Raw genomic sequence first — 15,944 nt, 5'->3', positions numbered from 1 at the left:
GTAACGGCGCTTGGATTCCATGTTCCGCATCACCGTTTTAGGTAACCCCAACTTACCCGTGTATCCGTTTACCGTGGTATGTCACTTGCCTATTACCCCGTTGCGAAGACTACAGCCCCCTTCCCGTTGGCGGCACCTGCCCGTAGGCTGTACCCGGTGGAAATGCCTGAGACCAGTGACGAAGCCCTGATGCTGGCCTATGCCGCCGGCGACGGTGCGGCATTCGAGCACTTGTACGCACGCCATCGACTCAAACTTTATCGCTATTTGCTACGCCACTTGCGCGACAATGCCTTGGCCGACGAGTTATTTCAGGACGTATGGCAAAAAATGATTGCCGCACGCAACGAATGGCAACCCGATGCCGGCTTCAGCGCCTGGCTGTACACCATCGCCCACCACCGCCTAGGGGATCATTGGCGTAGCCTCAAGCATCGCCCACCCCCTCCTGTCGATGCTGACGAACGCCTTGCCAGGCTTGCTGATGGACAAACACCCGAGCGGGTCTTGTCTGATTTTGAACGCCGCCGCCAGTTGCAACTGGCGCTGGATGAACTCCCTAGCGAGCAACGCGAAGTACTGCTGTTGCGCTTGGAACAGGAACTGACGCTGGAGGAAATCGGCAGCATTACCGGTGCCGGCCGCGAGACGGTGAAGTCACGCCTGCGTTATGCAATGGACAAACTGCGCGCGAGATTACTGTCATGACGCAAATCCCGCGTGAGCCCCTAAGTCATGAAGAACGCGTACTGGCCGCGCAGTTACCAAAACTGCATGGCCGCAATGCACCGGATGCGGCACTGGATGCGCGCATCCTGCGTGCCGCGCACGCTGCTGCGCTGCGGCCCTCTGCGCCAGCGCGCCGCCGACGCTGGGCCACCCCGTTGGCATTGGCCGCATCGTTGTGTCTTGCGCTGGGCTTGGCGTGGCGCGTGCAACTGCAACCCACCGCTCCCATCGCGTCACCCACGCCATCACCGCAGTCCACCGCCCCTGCATCATCGCCACCCGCAGCCACACAGCCCGCCGCAGCGGCTTCGGTGCCATCGCCCAACAGTACAGCAAGCCCCCCGCCTGCAGCCGTCGATAAGCCCTCGCCTAGGGTTCGGCAATCACCACCTCCACCGCCCGAAGACCCACCCGTCGTACTGCAAACCCCACGTGCGTTTGTGCAAGAAGCCCCAACGCCTCCGCCGCCAGCGCCGCCGCCCCCGGCACCCGCGCCGGCAACCGCCACCGTGGCCGAGCAAGCTCGTGATGCGGATGCCAACGTGGCACGCAGGCCCGCGGCACAGCTCAAAACACTGCAAGCAGCACCCAGCCCCGACACTGCCGCGGACACACCGTTGGACGACGTGCCGCCGGCAACCATGGCCAGCCCCAGCGCACGCGATGCCTGGCTGCGGCGGATCCGCCAATTGCAACAACTGGGCAAAACCGACGAAGCCCGCGCCAGCTTGGCCGAGTTCCGCCACAGATATCCGCAGGCCAACCTACCCGCTGATCTGCGGGGTTTGGAACCCACCTCCAGTGATCCGGCGTCACATTGACCGCTAGGGCTAAAATAGCCGCATGAACTCACCTGCTCCGGTGCCCACCAAAGCACCCATCGGCTCTCTACGTGCCCTATGGCCCTTTATTCGTCGGCATCTTGGCCTGTTTGCGGCGTGGTTGCTGGCGCTGATCGCCTCGTCCACCGCCACCTTGAGCTTGCCAGTGGCATTCCGGCAGATGATCGACCACGGCTTCCAGAACGGGGCCAATATCGATCGCACCTTCGGCTTTGTACTGGTGGTCATCGTGGCATTGGCGCTGGCCACAGCCACACGTTATTTCTTCGTCACCTTGTTGGGTGAAAAAGTCGTCGCCGACCTGCGCAGCCAACTCTATGCCCACCTTTTGGGGCTGGATGCCGGTTTTTATGACCGCAGCCGCAGCGGTGAGCTGGTATCACGCCTGACTGCCGATGCCGAACTCTTGCGCAGCGTGATTGCCTCCAGCATGTCGGTGGCCCTGCGCAGCAGCGTCACCGTGATCGGCTCGATGGTGATGTTGTTTGTCACCAGCCCGAAGTTGGCGGCATGGGCATTGCTGGGGATTCCACTGGCCGTGGCCCCCATCATCATCGGCGCACGGCGGATTCAAAAAGTCTCGCGCGCAAGTCAAGACCGTATCGCCGATGCCAACACCTTGGCCACCGAGGCCTTGGGCGCTGTACGCACGGTGCAAGCGCACTCGCGCGAAGGCTATGAGCGCGGTCGTTACGCCCAGGCCATGGCCACCGCCGTGGCAACCGCACGCAAGCGCATCGGCGCACAAGCGATGGTAACCGCGGTCGCCATCAGCCTGATTTTTGGCGCGGTGATCGTGGTGCTGTGGTCCGGTGCGCACGATGTCATCAATGGCCACCTCAGCGCCGGTGCGCTAGGGCAATTTGTGATGTACGCGATGATTGGTGGCGGCTCGGTGGGGGCGCTGGCCGAAGTCTGGAACGAGCTGCAAAAAGCCGCCGGCGGGATGGGCCGCATCCATGAGTTACTGCAAGAACAATCGGCCATCACCGCGCCCGCGCAACCACAGGCATTGCCGGTGCCGGTGCGTGGTGAGTTGCTCTTTGAAGACTTGTGTTTCCATTATCCGCAACGCCCGGATGCCGCCGCGCTGGAAAACTTCAGCCTGCGCGTGCGCCCCGGCGAAACCGTGGCCCTGGTGGGCCCCTCCGGTGCCGGCAAAAGTACGGTGTTTTCATTGTTGCTGCGCTTTCATGACCCGCAACAAGGCCGTCTATTGCTGGATGGCATCGACATCCGCAACGTGCAGCCCGATCAACTGCGTGAGGCCATCGCCTTGGTGCCACAAGCGCCAGTGATCTTTGCCGCCAGCGCCGCCGACAATATCCGCTACGGCAAGCTCGACGCCAGCGATGCGCAGGTGCGCCACGCCGCGCAATTGGCCGAAGCCACCGACTTTCTGGATGCCTTACCGGAAGGGTTTGCCAGCGAACTGGGTGAGCGTGGCGCACGCCTGTCCGGTGGCCAGCAACAGCGCATCGCGATTGCGCGCGCCTTGTTGAAAAATGCGCCGATCTTGCTGCTGGACGAGGCCACCTCGGCCTTGGATGCGCAAAGCGAACGCGCGGTGCAGCATGCACTGGAACACTTGATGCAGGGCCGCACCACATTGGTGGTGGCGCACCGCTTGGCCACCGTGCTCAAGGCCGACCGCATCGTGGTGTTGGACCACGGCCGCATCGTTGCCGAAGGCACCCACAGCGAATTGCTGGCGCAAGGTGGGCTGTACGCAGAGCTGGCGAGATTGCAATTTTTGGACTAAGACGCGTGCCCCTGACTGCAACCAAAACGCCCGGCAGGTACCGGGCGTTTTGTCCTCTTATTTTTGCTTCCACGCCCCGCCCGCTTGGTACCACCAACCGGGCCGCGCACTGCTGATCCATTGCTTGGCAAATACGCCACGGATCTGGGCTTCCCATTCGGGATGACCATTGGCAACGGCCACTTCGCGATACACCGCCTTGCGGTCACGGTTGTCGTCGGCTACCGCCGTGTTCAACGCGACGCGGTCTTTCAAATCCACTTTGGCGGCATCCCGCACGCTGACCAAACCATCATCGGTAAACCCCAGCGCACCACTATCAAACCCAGCCCGCAAGCTGCTGTTAAAGCGAGTCTCCATGCGCGATTGAATGGCTTGAATGGCAGGTGTCTTGATGCTGATGTCGGGTGCCGCCTGCGCCTGCGCGCTGCCAATCCCCAGCAACACCCACGGGTCAAACCCCGACACATCAAAGCGCGCACGCGGTGCCTGTAGAGCCATCCCACCGCTGCCAGCGGGGGTTTCCTTGATCTGCACCTTGTCTGCTTCGTTGATGACCTTTTCGACAAACTCCTTGGCTGCCTGCTTGGCCTCGGCTGCCGGGAAGTACACATTGATCGTCACGCATGCACTCAGCAGCAGCGCCCCCACCACCGGTACACCCATCCCCGGTACACCCATCCATTGCTTCATGACTTGTTTCCTTTATCCAAAATTGCGTCGATTTGCTTGCCGTTGCGCCATCGCGGTCAATGTATCACCGGTGCCACCTCGCCTTTGCTGGCCGCCAGCAACCGCTCTACCAAGGTGGCCCAGTCCACCGCACGGTTATAGCCCACCACATCGAGCCGGGGCACACCGGCTCCCTCCACGATAGTAAAAGTGTTGCCGGCTGAATGCAGGCCATTCATCGCGCAAATCTGATTTTCCAGATGGCAACCGATGCCGATGCGGCGATAGCCAAAGTCCTTGAACAGCGCCACCGCCTTGCCTTGCAAGGTTTGAATAAACGAGCTGCCGCCCACACTGCCGATATCTTGCACCGCGCGTTGACTGATGCGTTTGCGCACCCCGGGGGCATCATCGGTGATGAAGCGCGCATCAAATGCCACCGGCGTCCAATCCACCAAGCGCAAGCCGGTCACCCTGCCGTCCAATTTGCCACTGATGCTGCCAAAACCCAGCACCTCGGTCAGCCGCAGTAAATCCAGATCATCCATGGCGATATCCGCACTCAGGCTGGGCGCGGTGCCGAACGGGCGCTCCAGCGATAGCGCTGAAAACGCCACGCGGCCATCGAACAATTGCAAAGTCAGGCCGCCTTCAAAATCAACCCGATCTTGCGCGTAATGCGCACGCGGAATGCTGCCGCCTAGCGTGCCCTGGAAAGCCGGCAAACCCAACGCCTGCGACACCTTGCCAAAGTCGATCGCTGCCAATTGCAGGCCAAACCCGATGTCCATGCCATGCTCGCCTTGCGGCGGGCGAATCACCACGTCACGCAAGCCCAGCGTGCCACCCATCATCGGCACAGCAATCGCCGCGCGTGTGCGCAACTGGCCAGCACTGCTGGCGAACGGCAATGTTGCCGGACCAAATTTCAAGCCATACAACTGGCCGCCCTGCCACTGCAAGGTGCTCTCCACCGGCGCACCTGCCGAATACCGCAGGCCACCGCGCAGGCCATCAAATACAAAACGCCCGTTGGGGTCTTGCAGATCCACGCCATGCAGCTGTGCATTCACCGCAGCAAGGCCATCGGCATTGACCTGCGCATCGAGATCCAATGCGCCATGCAGGGTGACATCGCCCATGCCCATCACGCCCATCCAGCCTGACAAGTACCGTGGCTTCAATGGCGTCATGTCATCGCTATGCGCTTGCACCGACAGTGCCTGCACGCTGCCATCTGCGTGCATCTGCACCATGGCGTTGGCGGTCAATGCATCGCCATCGCGCCATTCGATTTTAGGTATCTGCCAACCCGCACTGCCCGTCTTGTGTGCCGCCACGTGCACCGTCACAGGGGTTGTGGGCAGCGCGACATAGGTATTGCCGGCCAAAAATTCGCCCCCTTGCAACTGCCCATCCAGCTGCACATCGGTCAGCGTGGATGTACTGCGATAATCCAGTTGTAATCGCCCGGTCAATTGCTCGCCGGCGATGCTGGCATCACGGGTGTCCAGACCCATCCCGGTCACCTGCAATTTGCCAAGCATGCGCAAAGGCAACGCCGTCGGCGTTTGCACCTGCAACTGTCCATCCACCACACCCGCTTTCAGGCGCGCCACCGGCCATGCCTGTGCCATCAGTGCCTGTGCCCACACCACGGGCAATTTGTGCAACATCAAGGTGGTCACGTCCGGGGTTGCGGCCACCCGCGCCAATGCCAATTGCGCTTGACCTTGGCGCAGTTGCGCGCGGGTTGCGGCATCATCCCATTGCACCGCCAGTTGCAGCGGCGGCAATGTCCCCGAACGCAACGCACCTGCACACTGCCACCCCGCATTGGGCCGGCGTTGCAACGGGCATTGCCAGTGCACATTTCGATAGTGATACCCCAGCCCGGCGGCATCGACCTTGCCTGCCCACAACTGCAACTGGCCTTGCTGCGCGTGGTCATCCCAGTGCAGCTGTAGGCGCACGCGCTCCAGCGTGGCGACCGGCGTGCGCAACGTGGCCACTTGCATCCGCAACTCCCGCGCCAGCGTTGCCGGTGCCACCCATAGCAGCAGCATCGGCAACAAGCGCAAATAACGGGTTAGCATCAGGCGTGACATGGGTGCAGCATACAAACCATTGAGGTCGTTGCGATGAATCCACGCCCCACCGCGCTTGCCTGCCTACTTATCGTAGAGGACGACCCGGTCAGTGCCAGCTTCCTGCACGATGCCGCAGTCACTTTGCCGGCAACGGTGCAGCTTGCCTGTCGCGTGGCCGATGCCGAACACGCCTGCACCCAGCACCGCTTCGATCTGCTGTTGATCGACGCCCATCTCCCCGACGGGCGTGGCGATACCCTGCTGCAACGCCTGCGTCACCGTGGCATTTGCACACCAGCGTTGGCGCATACCGCCCATGCCGATGCCGCCGCTTGCGCACAACTGCATGCCGCAGGGTTTTTGGAGGTGCTGCAAAAACCGATGTCGATGGACAGCCTACATACCGCGCTGCGACGGCATTTGCCCACTGTTACCGCCGCACACCCCGCCCTGTGGAATGATGCCGAAGCGCTGGCAGCAGTCGGCGGCAACCCGGCCCACGTCAGTGCGCTGCGCGGCTTGTTCCTACAAGAATTACCCGAACAACACGCGCGCATCCACGCCGCCATCCAACAGGCAGATGCCGCCGCCGTGCGTGCCGAGCTGCACAAACTCACCGCCAGCTGCGGCTTTGTGGGGGCGGCGCAACTTGCCCAAGCAGTACATGCGCTGCGTGCAGACCCGCTAGATACCGACGCCACACATGCACTGGATATCGCCGTCCAACAAACCCTGATGCCGCGCTGAAATCGGTGCGCATCACCTGCGCACTTGGCCGCTGTTTATCCCTGAACCTGCCCGCCATCCAAGCGCACGATGCGATCGGCCAAGGCCAAACTGGCGGGGCGATGGGTGATCAAAATCACCGTGCGGTTGGCCAATACATCGCGGCACGCTTCGATGAACTCCAACTCACCCACCGGGTCAAACATCGCGGTGGCTTCATCCAAAATCAGGATGGGCGGGTCTTTCAACAACGCGCGCGCCAAGGCCAATCGCTGCTTTTGACCGCCCGACAAACGCACGCCATTGTCACCCACCAAGGTGTTGTAGCCATCCGGCAACCCACAGATGAAATCATGCGCGCGCGCCGCCCGCGCAGCGCGCTCAATGGCTGACGGATCGGCATCGACCCGCCCATATGCAATGTTGTCGCGCACGCTGGCGTTGAACAGCAGCACCTGTTGCGATACCAAACCAATCTGCTCACGCAACGCGGTCAACGTAAAATCACGCACGTCCACGCCACCAATCGCAATGGTGCCTGCTTGTGGCTCCAGTAAGCGCAAGAGCAAATGAATCAAGGTGCTCTTGCCAGCACCATTGGTACCGGTCAACGCAATCGTTTCGCCATGTTCCACCGCAAGGTTGAACCCTTGAAACAGCACCGCGCGCTCCGGGTAGGCAAAGTCAAGCCCGGTAAACGTGATTGCCGTGTTAGCAGGCAGTGCGCTGCGGGTGCCGGTGTCGATTTCTGGTGCTGCCGATAACGCGGCCTGCAGGCGTTGCGCTGCGCCCCGGACGCTTTGTGTTGCACCATACACATTGGCCAACTGGCTGATCGGGTTGATCAAGACCAACCCATACAGAAACAAGCTGACCAAGGTGCCCGTGCCCATCCCATCGCGCACCACTGCCGCCCCCATCGTCCCCAGCAATAGCAAAACGGTGCCGGCACCCAGTATTTGCACCACCGGCGAAATTGCACCTTCCAACATCACCCGGCGCAGCTCGGTTTGATACACATGCTCACAGCGCGCAGCGAATTGTAGATTTTCGCGATTGCTGGCCGCATTGGATTTGATCAGTGGCAATAGTTCCAGACCTTGCTCCGCCGATGCATACCAATCGGCCCAAGCCTGCATCGATGCATGCCCTAGGGGTCGCAACGCCCTGCCTGCCAGTTTGATCAACACAAACAGCAACGGCAGCAACACCGCCATCGCCAGCGCAATCGCCGGTGCCAACCGGAACATCATCAACAGCGCCCCGGCCAATGTCAGCAACAGTGGCAATAGCGGCACCAAAAACCCGCTGACGTACCCACTCAAGCGATGCAAATCTCCCGTCATCAGCGCCAATACATCTCCACGCTGGCGCTGCTGGTGCCAAGCCAGCGGCAGGGCCTGCAACTGCGCATGCACTTGCGCCCCAGCATCTGCCAGCAAACGCCCAGAAACCCGCTGCAACTGCGCGGACACCACATAACCCAGCAATGCCTGCGCACACACCAACGCAAACAAGACCAAAGCCAGCCGCGCAATGCCTTCCCCAAGCAACAGCCGGTCCGCCAGCCGCCCCCCCAGCCAAGGCTGCAACAGCGTCGCCATGCTTTGCACCAACATCAGACCCACGCAGAGCAACAACGCCCACGTATGCGGCCGCAGCCACGCTTTCAACCTAGGCAGATTGTTGTTGGATTCGTGCATTGCTTTACCTAGCTTCTCACTTATCAATGCGATTGGCGTGAGACAAGGCGCGTCAGTCTGCGCCCCATTAGCCCTAACCGATGGCCATCGCCATACAGTGTTTGCAACTGCGTATGGCTGGGAAACAGCCGCATCCATACCCAGCGTAGCTTGGGCATGACCCCGGGCAGCGCCTTGAAATTCTGCCACTGCATGTACCGCCAATCTTGCAAGCGGCGTGCATCCAGTGGCTCTGTTGCTGCATTGCGTTGCAGCGTAGCGATAACCGAGGGGGGTAATTTCGTGCCAAACATGGTTGCTGCATCTTCGATCGAGCGCAAACACACACCACAGATGCGTTTGTGCGTGACCAGCGCCACGATGGCTGCCCATGCTTGTGCATCCATCCGCGCCATCAGCAGGTGGATATCAAACAGTAGCTTGAGCTGATCTGGCTCGGCGTTCTGGATGTTCAATGCACGATTGAGGCAGGCATGCACCAGTGCGTGTTCGACACCCAATGCGCGCATGTACGCAGCGTCGAAACCCAGCGGGATTGCGGCTTGCCAAAGGGTGTCGAAATCCAATAGTTCCGCATACAGTGGCGCATTGAGCAGGCGGCTGTGCATATCCAATTCGCCGCGCTTGCTGCCATTCACCTGCAAGATGCATTTGCGCTCGTAGCTGTACGCGCCGGCATCAGGCTCGGCCACGTAGTGCAGGGGTGCCAAGGCCGCAACAACGCGTCCTAACTCCTCTTTTGAAGCAAACAGCAGATCGATGTCGCTGGTTTCACGCAGATACGGGTCGGCGTATAGCCATAGGCCTAGCGCATTTCCTTTCAATAGCATGACCCGAACATCGGCCTGCCGCGCAGCATCTACAATTTGATGCAGCTGTTGCTCTTGCAGCATCGAGCGCACCAAGGCGGCACGGGTGTTCTTGCTCAATGCATCGCGCAACGCCTGTGGTTGGGCATCCCAATGCCCACACGTGCGCAGTTGCTTTTCCAGCAGCGCCTGCACGCCTTCCTCTTGGATGAGGTCCAACCATTGCGCGATGCTGGCATCGTCATCACCCAGCAGCAGTTGGCCGGTAACCAGGCTTGTTGCCAGTCGTTGCCGCAGCGTTGGCGTGGACACGGTGGTCAATGCATCACACCCGGTAATAGTCCCGATACCACGCCACAAAATTGGCCACGCCCTGCCCCACTGGCACCAGCGGGCGATAGCCCACATTGGCAATCAGGTCAGACACATCGGCCTCGGTATCGGGCACATCACCGGCCTGCAATGGCAACAACTCCATCGTTGCCTTCTTTCCAAGGCATTGCTCCAACACTTCGATATAACGCAGCAACTCCACCGGCTGCTCATTGCCGATGTTGTAGATGCGATACGGCGCCACACCGCTAGTCGCAGGGTCGGGGCTTGCGCTGTTCCAGTTCAGGTTTTTGCCCGGCACCTGATCCAATGTGCGGATCACGCCTTCCACGATGTCATCCACATAGGTGAAGCTGCGCTTGTGCTTGCCGTGATTGAACACGCGGATCGGCTGGCCATCCAGAATCGCTTTGGTAAATAGAAACAGCGCCATATCTGGGCGGCCCCACGGCCCGTACACGGTGAAAAACCGCAGGCCGGTAGTCGGGATACCGTACAGATGCGCGTAGCTGTGCGCCATCTGCTCGTTGGCTTTCTTGGTGGCCGCGTACAGCGTCAGCGGATGCTCGGTAGCGTTGTGCTCTGAAAACGGCATATTGGTGTTGGCGCCATACACCGAGCTGGTGGAGGCATACACCAAGTGCTGCACACCGTGATGGCGGCAGCCTTCCAGAATATGCAAAAAGCCGGTGACGTTGCTTTGCACGTACACATGCGGGTTTTCCGCCGCGTAACGCACCCCCGCCTGCGCGGCAAGATTGATTACGCGATCAGGCTTATGCGTCGCAAACGTCTGTTCCACCGCTGCGCGGTCGGCCAGATCGGCCTGCACATGGATGTAATTTGGATGCCCGCTGAAGCGCGCCAGTCGCGCCTGCTTCAAGGTCACATCGTAGTAGTCGTTGAGATTGTCGATACCGATGACGGTATCGCCACGTGCCAGCAACACCTGCGCGACGTGCGAGCCGATAAAACCGGCGGTGCCGGTGACTAGAACCTTCATATTTGTATCCATCCGCACATTCTACGTGGGGGTGATCTGTGTGTTGCGGGTGTTTGCCAACTGCTGTGCCACCTCGCGGGCGGCGCTTTGCGGAGAAAACATGCGGGCAGCCAACGCGACCCCGGCTTGCCCCATCTGCGCGCGCATTGCGGCATCGTCAACCAAATGCAAAGCATGCGCATGCAGCAGTGCGGCGCTGTCCCCCGCGACCACCAGCCCCACCTGTTCGTGTTCCACCAGTCCCAGCAAGTCGTTGTTGGGGTTGACCCGCGCCAGTACCGGCAGGCCTGCATGCAAATACGTCAGCAACTTGCCGGGGATATTGTGGGTGTGATGCGCCGGATGCAGGGCCACAATCCCCACGTGGCAACGCGCCAGCAATGCCGGCAATACGGCAGGTTCCACTTCGTCCAACACCAATAGATTGGGCAGTGATTGCGCCACCAACTTCAACCGCTCGGTTTCGCTGCCGCGACCGACAAACACAAAGCCCACATCGCTGCGATCTTGCATCCGCTGGGCCAAGCTGACAAACGCATCCATATCCTGCGCTACACCCATATTGCCGGTATAGACAAAGTTGACGCGCCCCTCCAAGGCACCCAGCGCAGGTGAGGGCAACGCTGTATTTGGAATGGGTGCGGATAACCAGTTATGCAGCACCGTGATGCGCGCATCACCCAGTGTGTCCTTGGCCACCAGTGGCGCGTTTGAAGGCGTCTGCACGCCGATGATGTCGGCTTGTCGATATTGAAAACGCTCGACCGCTTTGAAGCATCGATACGCCAGCCCGCCCTTGCGCAGCACCCCCGCATCCACCGCCCAGTCGGGAAACAGGTCACGCACGATGAGGTAGGCCGGGCACCCATGTTTGCGCTTGATCGCCTTCACCAGGGGGCCCAGAAAAATGGTGGGTGAATACCACACCACACCCTCCCACTGCACATCACGCAATGCACTGCGGCGCAGCCCGCGCAGCAGCACCCATGGCAACACCAGCTCGGCCAAGGTGCGTCGCCAATACGGCACATCCTTGGTCCTGGCTGCGGGTACCCGCAACACCTGCACGCCATCGATCGTTTGCAAACCGGCTGCGCCATTGTGCGCGGGGGTCAACACCAATGGCTGGTGTCCCTGTGCCGCCAGTGCGTGGGCCATGTCGCGCATTTGCAGCGCACCGGAAATCCGCGCCGGCGGGTAGGTATCTGCCACCAACAACAGCCGCATCAGTAACGCTTCCAGACCACCCGGTTCACATAATCCACATGGCTGTGAAGAATGCGCACCACCTTGTCGGACACATTGGGCATGCTGTAGTCGGCCACTTGCCGCAGCAGGCGGTCTGCGCCCATGGGCTGGGTTTCAAGGATGCTCAAGCACTGCATCACCCGTTCCACATGCATGCCGGTGAGCATGACGACGGCTTCTTCCATGCCCTCGGGGCGCTCATGCGCATCGCGCAGATTGAGTGCGCGGAAGTTCAACACCGATGCCTCTTCGTTGATCGTGCCGCTATCGGACAGCACCGCCCACGCATCGCGTTGCAGGCGCACGTAATCGCTGAAGCCCAATGGCTTGAGCAAGCTCACATGTGGATGGAAGCGAACCCCCATTGCGTCGATGCGCTTGCGGGTGCGTGGATGCGTGGACACCACCACCGGCATGTCATAACGCGCCGCCACCGCATTGAGAATCTCCACCAATCCGGCAAAGTTGCGATCGGATTCGATATTTTCCTCGCGGTGCGCACTCACCACAAAGTAGCGCCCCGCCGTCAGACCCAAACGCTGCAATGCATCGGAACTCGCAATCGCAGGCGCGTAATGATTCAACACTTCAAACATCGGGCTGCCGGTCTTGATCACGCGATCCGGCGGCAATCCTTCGGCCAATAAATACTGCCGCGCGATATCGCTATAGGTCAGGTTGATATCGGCGGTGTGGTCCACAATCCGGCGGTTGATTTCTTCGGGCACGCGCATGTCGAAGCAGCGATTGCCGGCCTCCATGTGGAAGGTGGGAATCTTGCGGCGCTTGGCCGGGATCACCGCCAGGCAGCTATTGGTGTCGCCCAGCACCAGCACTGCATCTGGTTGAATAGCGGCCAGCGCTGCATCAGCGGCGATGATGACCTTGCCGATGGTTTCCGCGCCGGTGGCACCGGCCGCCTCCAAAAATACATCGGGTTTGCGGATACCGAGATCGTCAAAAAAAATCCCGTTCAATTCGTAATCGTAATTCTGCCCGGTATGCACCAGCACATGCTCGCAATGGCGATCCAGCGCCGCCAATACCCGCGACAAGCGGATGATTTCCGGGCGGGTCCCTACAATCGTGGCAACTTTCAATTTGCGGGTGTTCATGCGTTAGCGTCCATCATCCACCATGGTGTGTTTCAAGGGCGTCCTGCACGGAACGGGCGCGAAACGGGTTACGAATGCGCAACCGCTCCTCGATCAGCAAACCGTCGTGCATGTCTTCGCTGTACAGCGTGTCCGTACCGGCCAGCAGTGCCGCTGCCACGATCATGGCATCGTAAACGGAAAGCCGATAACGCTCCGCCAATTGTCGGCCCAGGTCGTAGGTGATTTCGGTCAATGGTTCGACCCGGCACAGTGTCCGCACCAGTTGCAACAAGGTGTCTACCTGCAGCCACGTCATGCCGTGCTTACGCACAGCGACGTTTGACACTTCGTTGAGCACCTGCACACTGATCGTGCCGCCGCTTGCCAGCAAAGCCTCTGCACGATTGGCTTTGGCCAAATCCTCCGAAACCAGGTACAACAGCACGTTGCTATCGAAGAATGGATCAGCGTCCATTGGCCTGTTCGCGATCGAATGCGTAACCCTTGGGTATCGCCCCGCGCAGATTTCGTACCCGCGCGAACAGCTCATCGATGCTCGGCTTCTTGGCGACCGTCAAGGTACGAGGATCATCCGCACGAACCTCGATTTCATCGCCATCCACCAGTTGCAGGCGCTCCACCATCGCAGCAGGCAAACGCACAGCTAGGCTGTTGCCCCATTTCGCGACTTTCATGGTCAGCACCCCAAGATATACATTATTGAAACGTATATCTTGCAAGGATCGGCACCGAAGTCAAGCAAGCGTACTCGCCACCGTATCCGGCTTCTGTCTATCGAAGATTTCGTTGGCCCACAGCATCACCACCAACGTATCGTCGCCGATATTGGTGATGTCGTGCACCCAGCCGGGGATGGTGTCCACGACCAAGGGCGTATCGCCATCACTTTCGACGGCAAACATCTCGTCAGTGAGCAGGTGCCGGAAGCGGTAGCGCGCGCGCCCATTGATCACCAAAAACTTTTCGGTTTTGCTGTGATGGTAATGACCACCCCGGGTGATGCCGGGGTGCGCGGTGAAAAAAGAAAACTGCCCGCAATCCGGGGTTTTCAGCATCTCCACAAACACGCCACGCGCATCGCCATGTTTCGGCACGCCGTAGCTGAAGGCCTCGGGCGGCAGGAAGCTGACATAGGTGGCATACAGTGCGCGCACCAAGCCGGTGCCCACGCGCTCGCTGAGCAAGCTATTGCGCACCTCGTTGAACGCTTCAATTTGCCGCGCCAATTCGCCCACGGTGGTGGTGTACACCGGCCCGGCATCCCACTGCCGCGCACCCTGCCCCGGTGCCTGCAAAAAGCGCACGACCTCGGCCACCACATCGTCGATGTACACCAGTTGCAGCGCCGCCGCCGGGTCATCGATGCGGATTGGCAAGCCGCGTGCAATGTTGTGGCAAAACGTGGCCACTGCCGAGTTGTAATTGGGCCGTGACCATTTACCAAACACATTGGCCAAACGATACAACGCAACGGCGGCACCGGTGGCATCGGCATACGCCGTCAAGTGCGCTTCCGCCGCGCGCTTGCTGGTGCCGTAGGCGTTGTCGCGCACCGCCTGCACCGACGACGCAAACGCGACCGGCAGCGCACGCCCGTCCTGCGTCAACAAGGCGCATAAGCGCGCGGTGAAGTCGGCATTGCCAGTAGCAAATTCAGCGGGGTCTTGCGGCCGGTTGACGCCTGCCAAATGCACCACCGCATCGGCTTGCGCCACCGCTGCGGCTAGCTCGGCATCACTGCTGGCACGGGTGATGGGCAACACGCTGAACGCGGCGTGCTCACCCAGCGCCACCCGCAAATTTTTGCCGATAAACCCGTCGGCGCCGGTGATCAGTACGTGCATCATCAATCCACCGGCAGCGCGGGGCGGCCCGCCACCAAGTCACGGATGAAGTCCAGTTTCATCAACAAGGCCTTCATGCCCTCCACGTCCAAACGCTCGGTGTTGGCCGAGGTGTAATCCTGCGCCTCACTGATGCGCTGCTCGCCTTGCTCCACAAACTTGCCATAGTTCAGGTCACGCAAGTCCGGGCGCACCCGGAAGTACCCCGGCAAGTCTTCAGCTTGGGTCATTTCTTCGCGGCTGAGCAAGGTTTCGTGCTTCTTCTCGCCATGCCGGGTGCCGATGATGCGCACCTCGTGATCAGGCCGGCCCAGCAACTGCGTCAAGGCTACGGCCAAGGTGTGCATGGTCGCCGCAGGTGCCTTCTGTACAAAGATGTCGCCGCTATTGCCATGCGCAAAGGCATACAACACCAAGTCCACCGCATCGTCCAAGGTCATCATGAAACGCGTCATGTCCGGATCGGTGATGGTGATCGGCTGCCCCGCATGGATCTGATTGACGAACAGCGGAATCACCGACCCACGCGAGGCCATCACATTGCCGTAGCGCGTGCCGCAGATGGTGGTTTTGGCCGGATCCACATTGCGCGATTTGGCAACAAAGACTTTTTCCATCATCGCCTTGGAAATACCCATCGCATTGATGGGATACACCGCCTTGTCGGTACTCAGGCAGATCATCCGCTTGACCCCGCACTGCACCGCCGCCTCGGTGGCGTTTTCGGTGCCCAGCACATTGGTCTTGACCGCCTCCAACGGATGGAACTCGCACGACGGCACCTGCTTCAACGCCGCCGCATGAAACACATAGTCCACCCCGCGCATCGCACTCATCACACTGGCCGGGTCACGCACATCGCCAATGTAGAACTTCAGCTTGTCCGACGCATAGCGCTTGCGCATGTCGTCCTGCTTCTTTTCATCACGACTGAAGATGCGGATCTCGCCGATATCGGTTTGCAAGAAGCGGCGCAGCACGGCGTTGCCGAACGAGCCGGTGCCGCCGGTGATGAGGAGGGTCTTACCTTCAAACATCCATTTGCTCCAGAAAGTTTTGTTGCAT

At 60.4% G+C, this 15,944-nt stretch carries 15 protein-coding genes; 4 read left to right on the top strand and 11 right to left on the bottom strand.

The genetic code is table 11. The annotated features are described in order from the left end of the window. Positions 1-162: 162 nt before the first annotated feature. The 3 genes from PK789_RS06095 to PK789_RS06085 are packed head-to-tail and all read left to right on the top strand — an operon-like array spanning position 163 to position 3,333. A complete protein-coding gene (locus PK789_RS06095) occupies positions 163-708 on the top strand; it encodes an RNA polymerase sigma factor (protein ID WP_324307741.1) in 546 nt (181 codons plus the stop codon). After that, complete coding sequence (locus PK789_RS06090) at positions 705-1,550, top strand: tetratricopeptide repeat protein (protein WP_324307740.1); 846 nt, start codon at positions 705-707, stop codon at positions 1,548-1,550. Before PK789_RS06095 ends, PK789_RS06090 begins: the two co-directional genes overlap by 4 nt. A 22-nt stretch (positions 1,551-1,572) precedes the next feature. Continuing rightward, the gene (locus PK789_RS06085) at positions 1,573-3,333 is read left to right on the top strand and encodes an ABC transporter transmembrane domain-containing protein (RefSeq protein WP_324307739.1); all 1,761 of its coding nucleotides are present in this window, start codon (positions 1,573-1,575) and stop codon (positions 3,331-3,333) included. A 57-nt stretch (positions 3,334-3,390) separates the two neighbouring features. Here PK789_RS06085 and PK789_RS06080 read toward each other — a convergent pair whose 3' ends face one another. Next, on the bottom strand, positions 3,391-4,026 hold the full coding sequence (locus PK789_RS06080) for a YdbL family probable chaperone protein (RefSeq protein ID WP_324307737.1): 636 nt from the start codon (positions 4,024-4,026) through the stop codon (positions 3,391-3,393). 56 nt (positions 4,027-4,082) lie between these two features. Continuing rightward, a complete protein-coding gene (locus tag PK789_RS06075) occupies positions 4,083-6,113 on the bottom strand; it encodes a translocation/assembly module TamB domain-containing protein (RefSeq protein WP_324307735.1) in 2,031 nt (676 codons plus the stop codon). 33 nt (positions 6,114-6,146) lie between these two features. On the opposite strand from PK789_RS06075, the gene PK789_RS06070 reads away from it, so the two are divergent. After that, positions 6,147-6,842 carry a response regulator gene (locus PK789_RS06070; RefSeq protein WP_288969524.1) on the top strand — a complete coding sequence of 232 codons (696 nt, stop codon included), beginning with the start codon at positions 6,147-6,149 and terminating at the stop codon, positions 6,840-6,842. A 35-nt stretch (positions 6,843-6,877) separates the two neighbouring features. Here PK789_RS06070 and PK789_RS06065 read toward each other — a convergent pair whose 3' ends face one another. The 9 genes from PK789_RS06065 to PK789_RS06025 all read right to left on the bottom strand — a co-directional run. Then, complete coding sequence (locus PK789_RS06065) at positions 6,878-8,524, bottom strand: ABC transporter ATP-binding protein (protein ID WP_324307732.1); 1,647 nt, start codon at positions 8,522-8,524, stop codon at positions 6,878-6,880. A gap of 23 nt (positions 8,525-8,547) precedes the next feature. Further along, positions 8,548-9,645: a nucleotidyltransferase family protein gene (locus tag PK789_RS06060; protein ID WP_324307730.1), complete on the bottom strand. Its 1,098-nt coding sequence runs from the start codon at positions 9,643-9,645 to the stop codon at positions 8,548-8,550. Between the two features lie 13 nt (positions 9,646-9,658). Further along, a complete protein-coding gene (locus PK789_RS06055; protein WP_288968731.1) occupies positions 9,659-10,669 on the bottom strand; it encodes an NAD-dependent epimerase in 1,011 nt (336 codons plus the stop codon). Positions 10,670-10,690: 21 nt separating this feature from the next. Further along, entirely contained in the window at positions 10,691-11,896 is a 1,206-nt protein-coding gene (locus PK789_RS06050; protein WP_324307728.1) for a glycosyltransferase family 4 protein, read from the bottom strand. Continuing rightward, positions 11,896-13,032, bottom strand: coding sequence for a non-hydrolyzing UDP-N-acetylglucosamine 2-epimerase (gene wecB, locus PK789_RS06045; protein WP_324307726.1), 1,137 nt, complete (start codon positions 13,030-13,032; stop codon positions 11,896-11,898). The genes PK789_RS06050 and wecB overlap by 1 nt, the downstream gene beginning before the upstream one ends. 13 nt (positions 13,033-13,045) lie before the next feature. Continuing rightward, on the bottom strand, positions 13,046-13,489 hold the full coding sequence (locus PK789_RS06040; RefSeq protein WP_288968727.1) for a PIN domain-containing protein: 444 nt from the start codon (positions 13,487-13,489) through the stop codon (positions 13,046-13,048). Beyond that, positions 13,479-13,709: an AbrB/MazE/SpoVT family DNA-binding domain-containing protein gene (locus PK789_RS06035; protein WP_324307724.1), complete on the bottom strand. Its 231-nt coding sequence runs from the start codon at positions 13,707-13,709 to the stop codon at positions 13,479-13,481. Before PK789_RS06035 ends, PK789_RS06040 begins: the two co-directional genes overlap by 11 nt. 60 nt (positions 13,710-13,769) lie before the next feature. Continuing rightward, a complete protein-coding gene (wbjC, locus tag PK789_RS06030) occupies positions 13,770-14,882 on the bottom strand; it encodes a UDP-2-acetamido-2,6-beta-L-arabino-hexul-4-ose reductase (protein ID WP_324307723.1) in 1,113 nt (370 codons plus the stop codon). After that, positions 14,882-15,944, bottom strand: a 1,063-nt coding sequence (locus tag PK789_RS06025; RefSeq protein WP_324307722.1) for a polysaccharide biosynthesis protein, incomplete at its 5' end; no start/stop codon positions are given. The genes PK789_RS06025 and wbjC, both read right to left, overlap by 1 nt.

The organism is Thermomonas sp. (assembly GCF_035369645.1).
In the GTDB taxonomy this organism is placed as follows: Bacteria; Pseudomonadota; Gammaproteobacteria; order Xanthomonadales; family Xanthomonadaceae; genus Thermomonas.
Note: the sequence above shows the minus strand (reverse complement) of the source record. Positions and strands in the feature narration are given on the sequence as shown.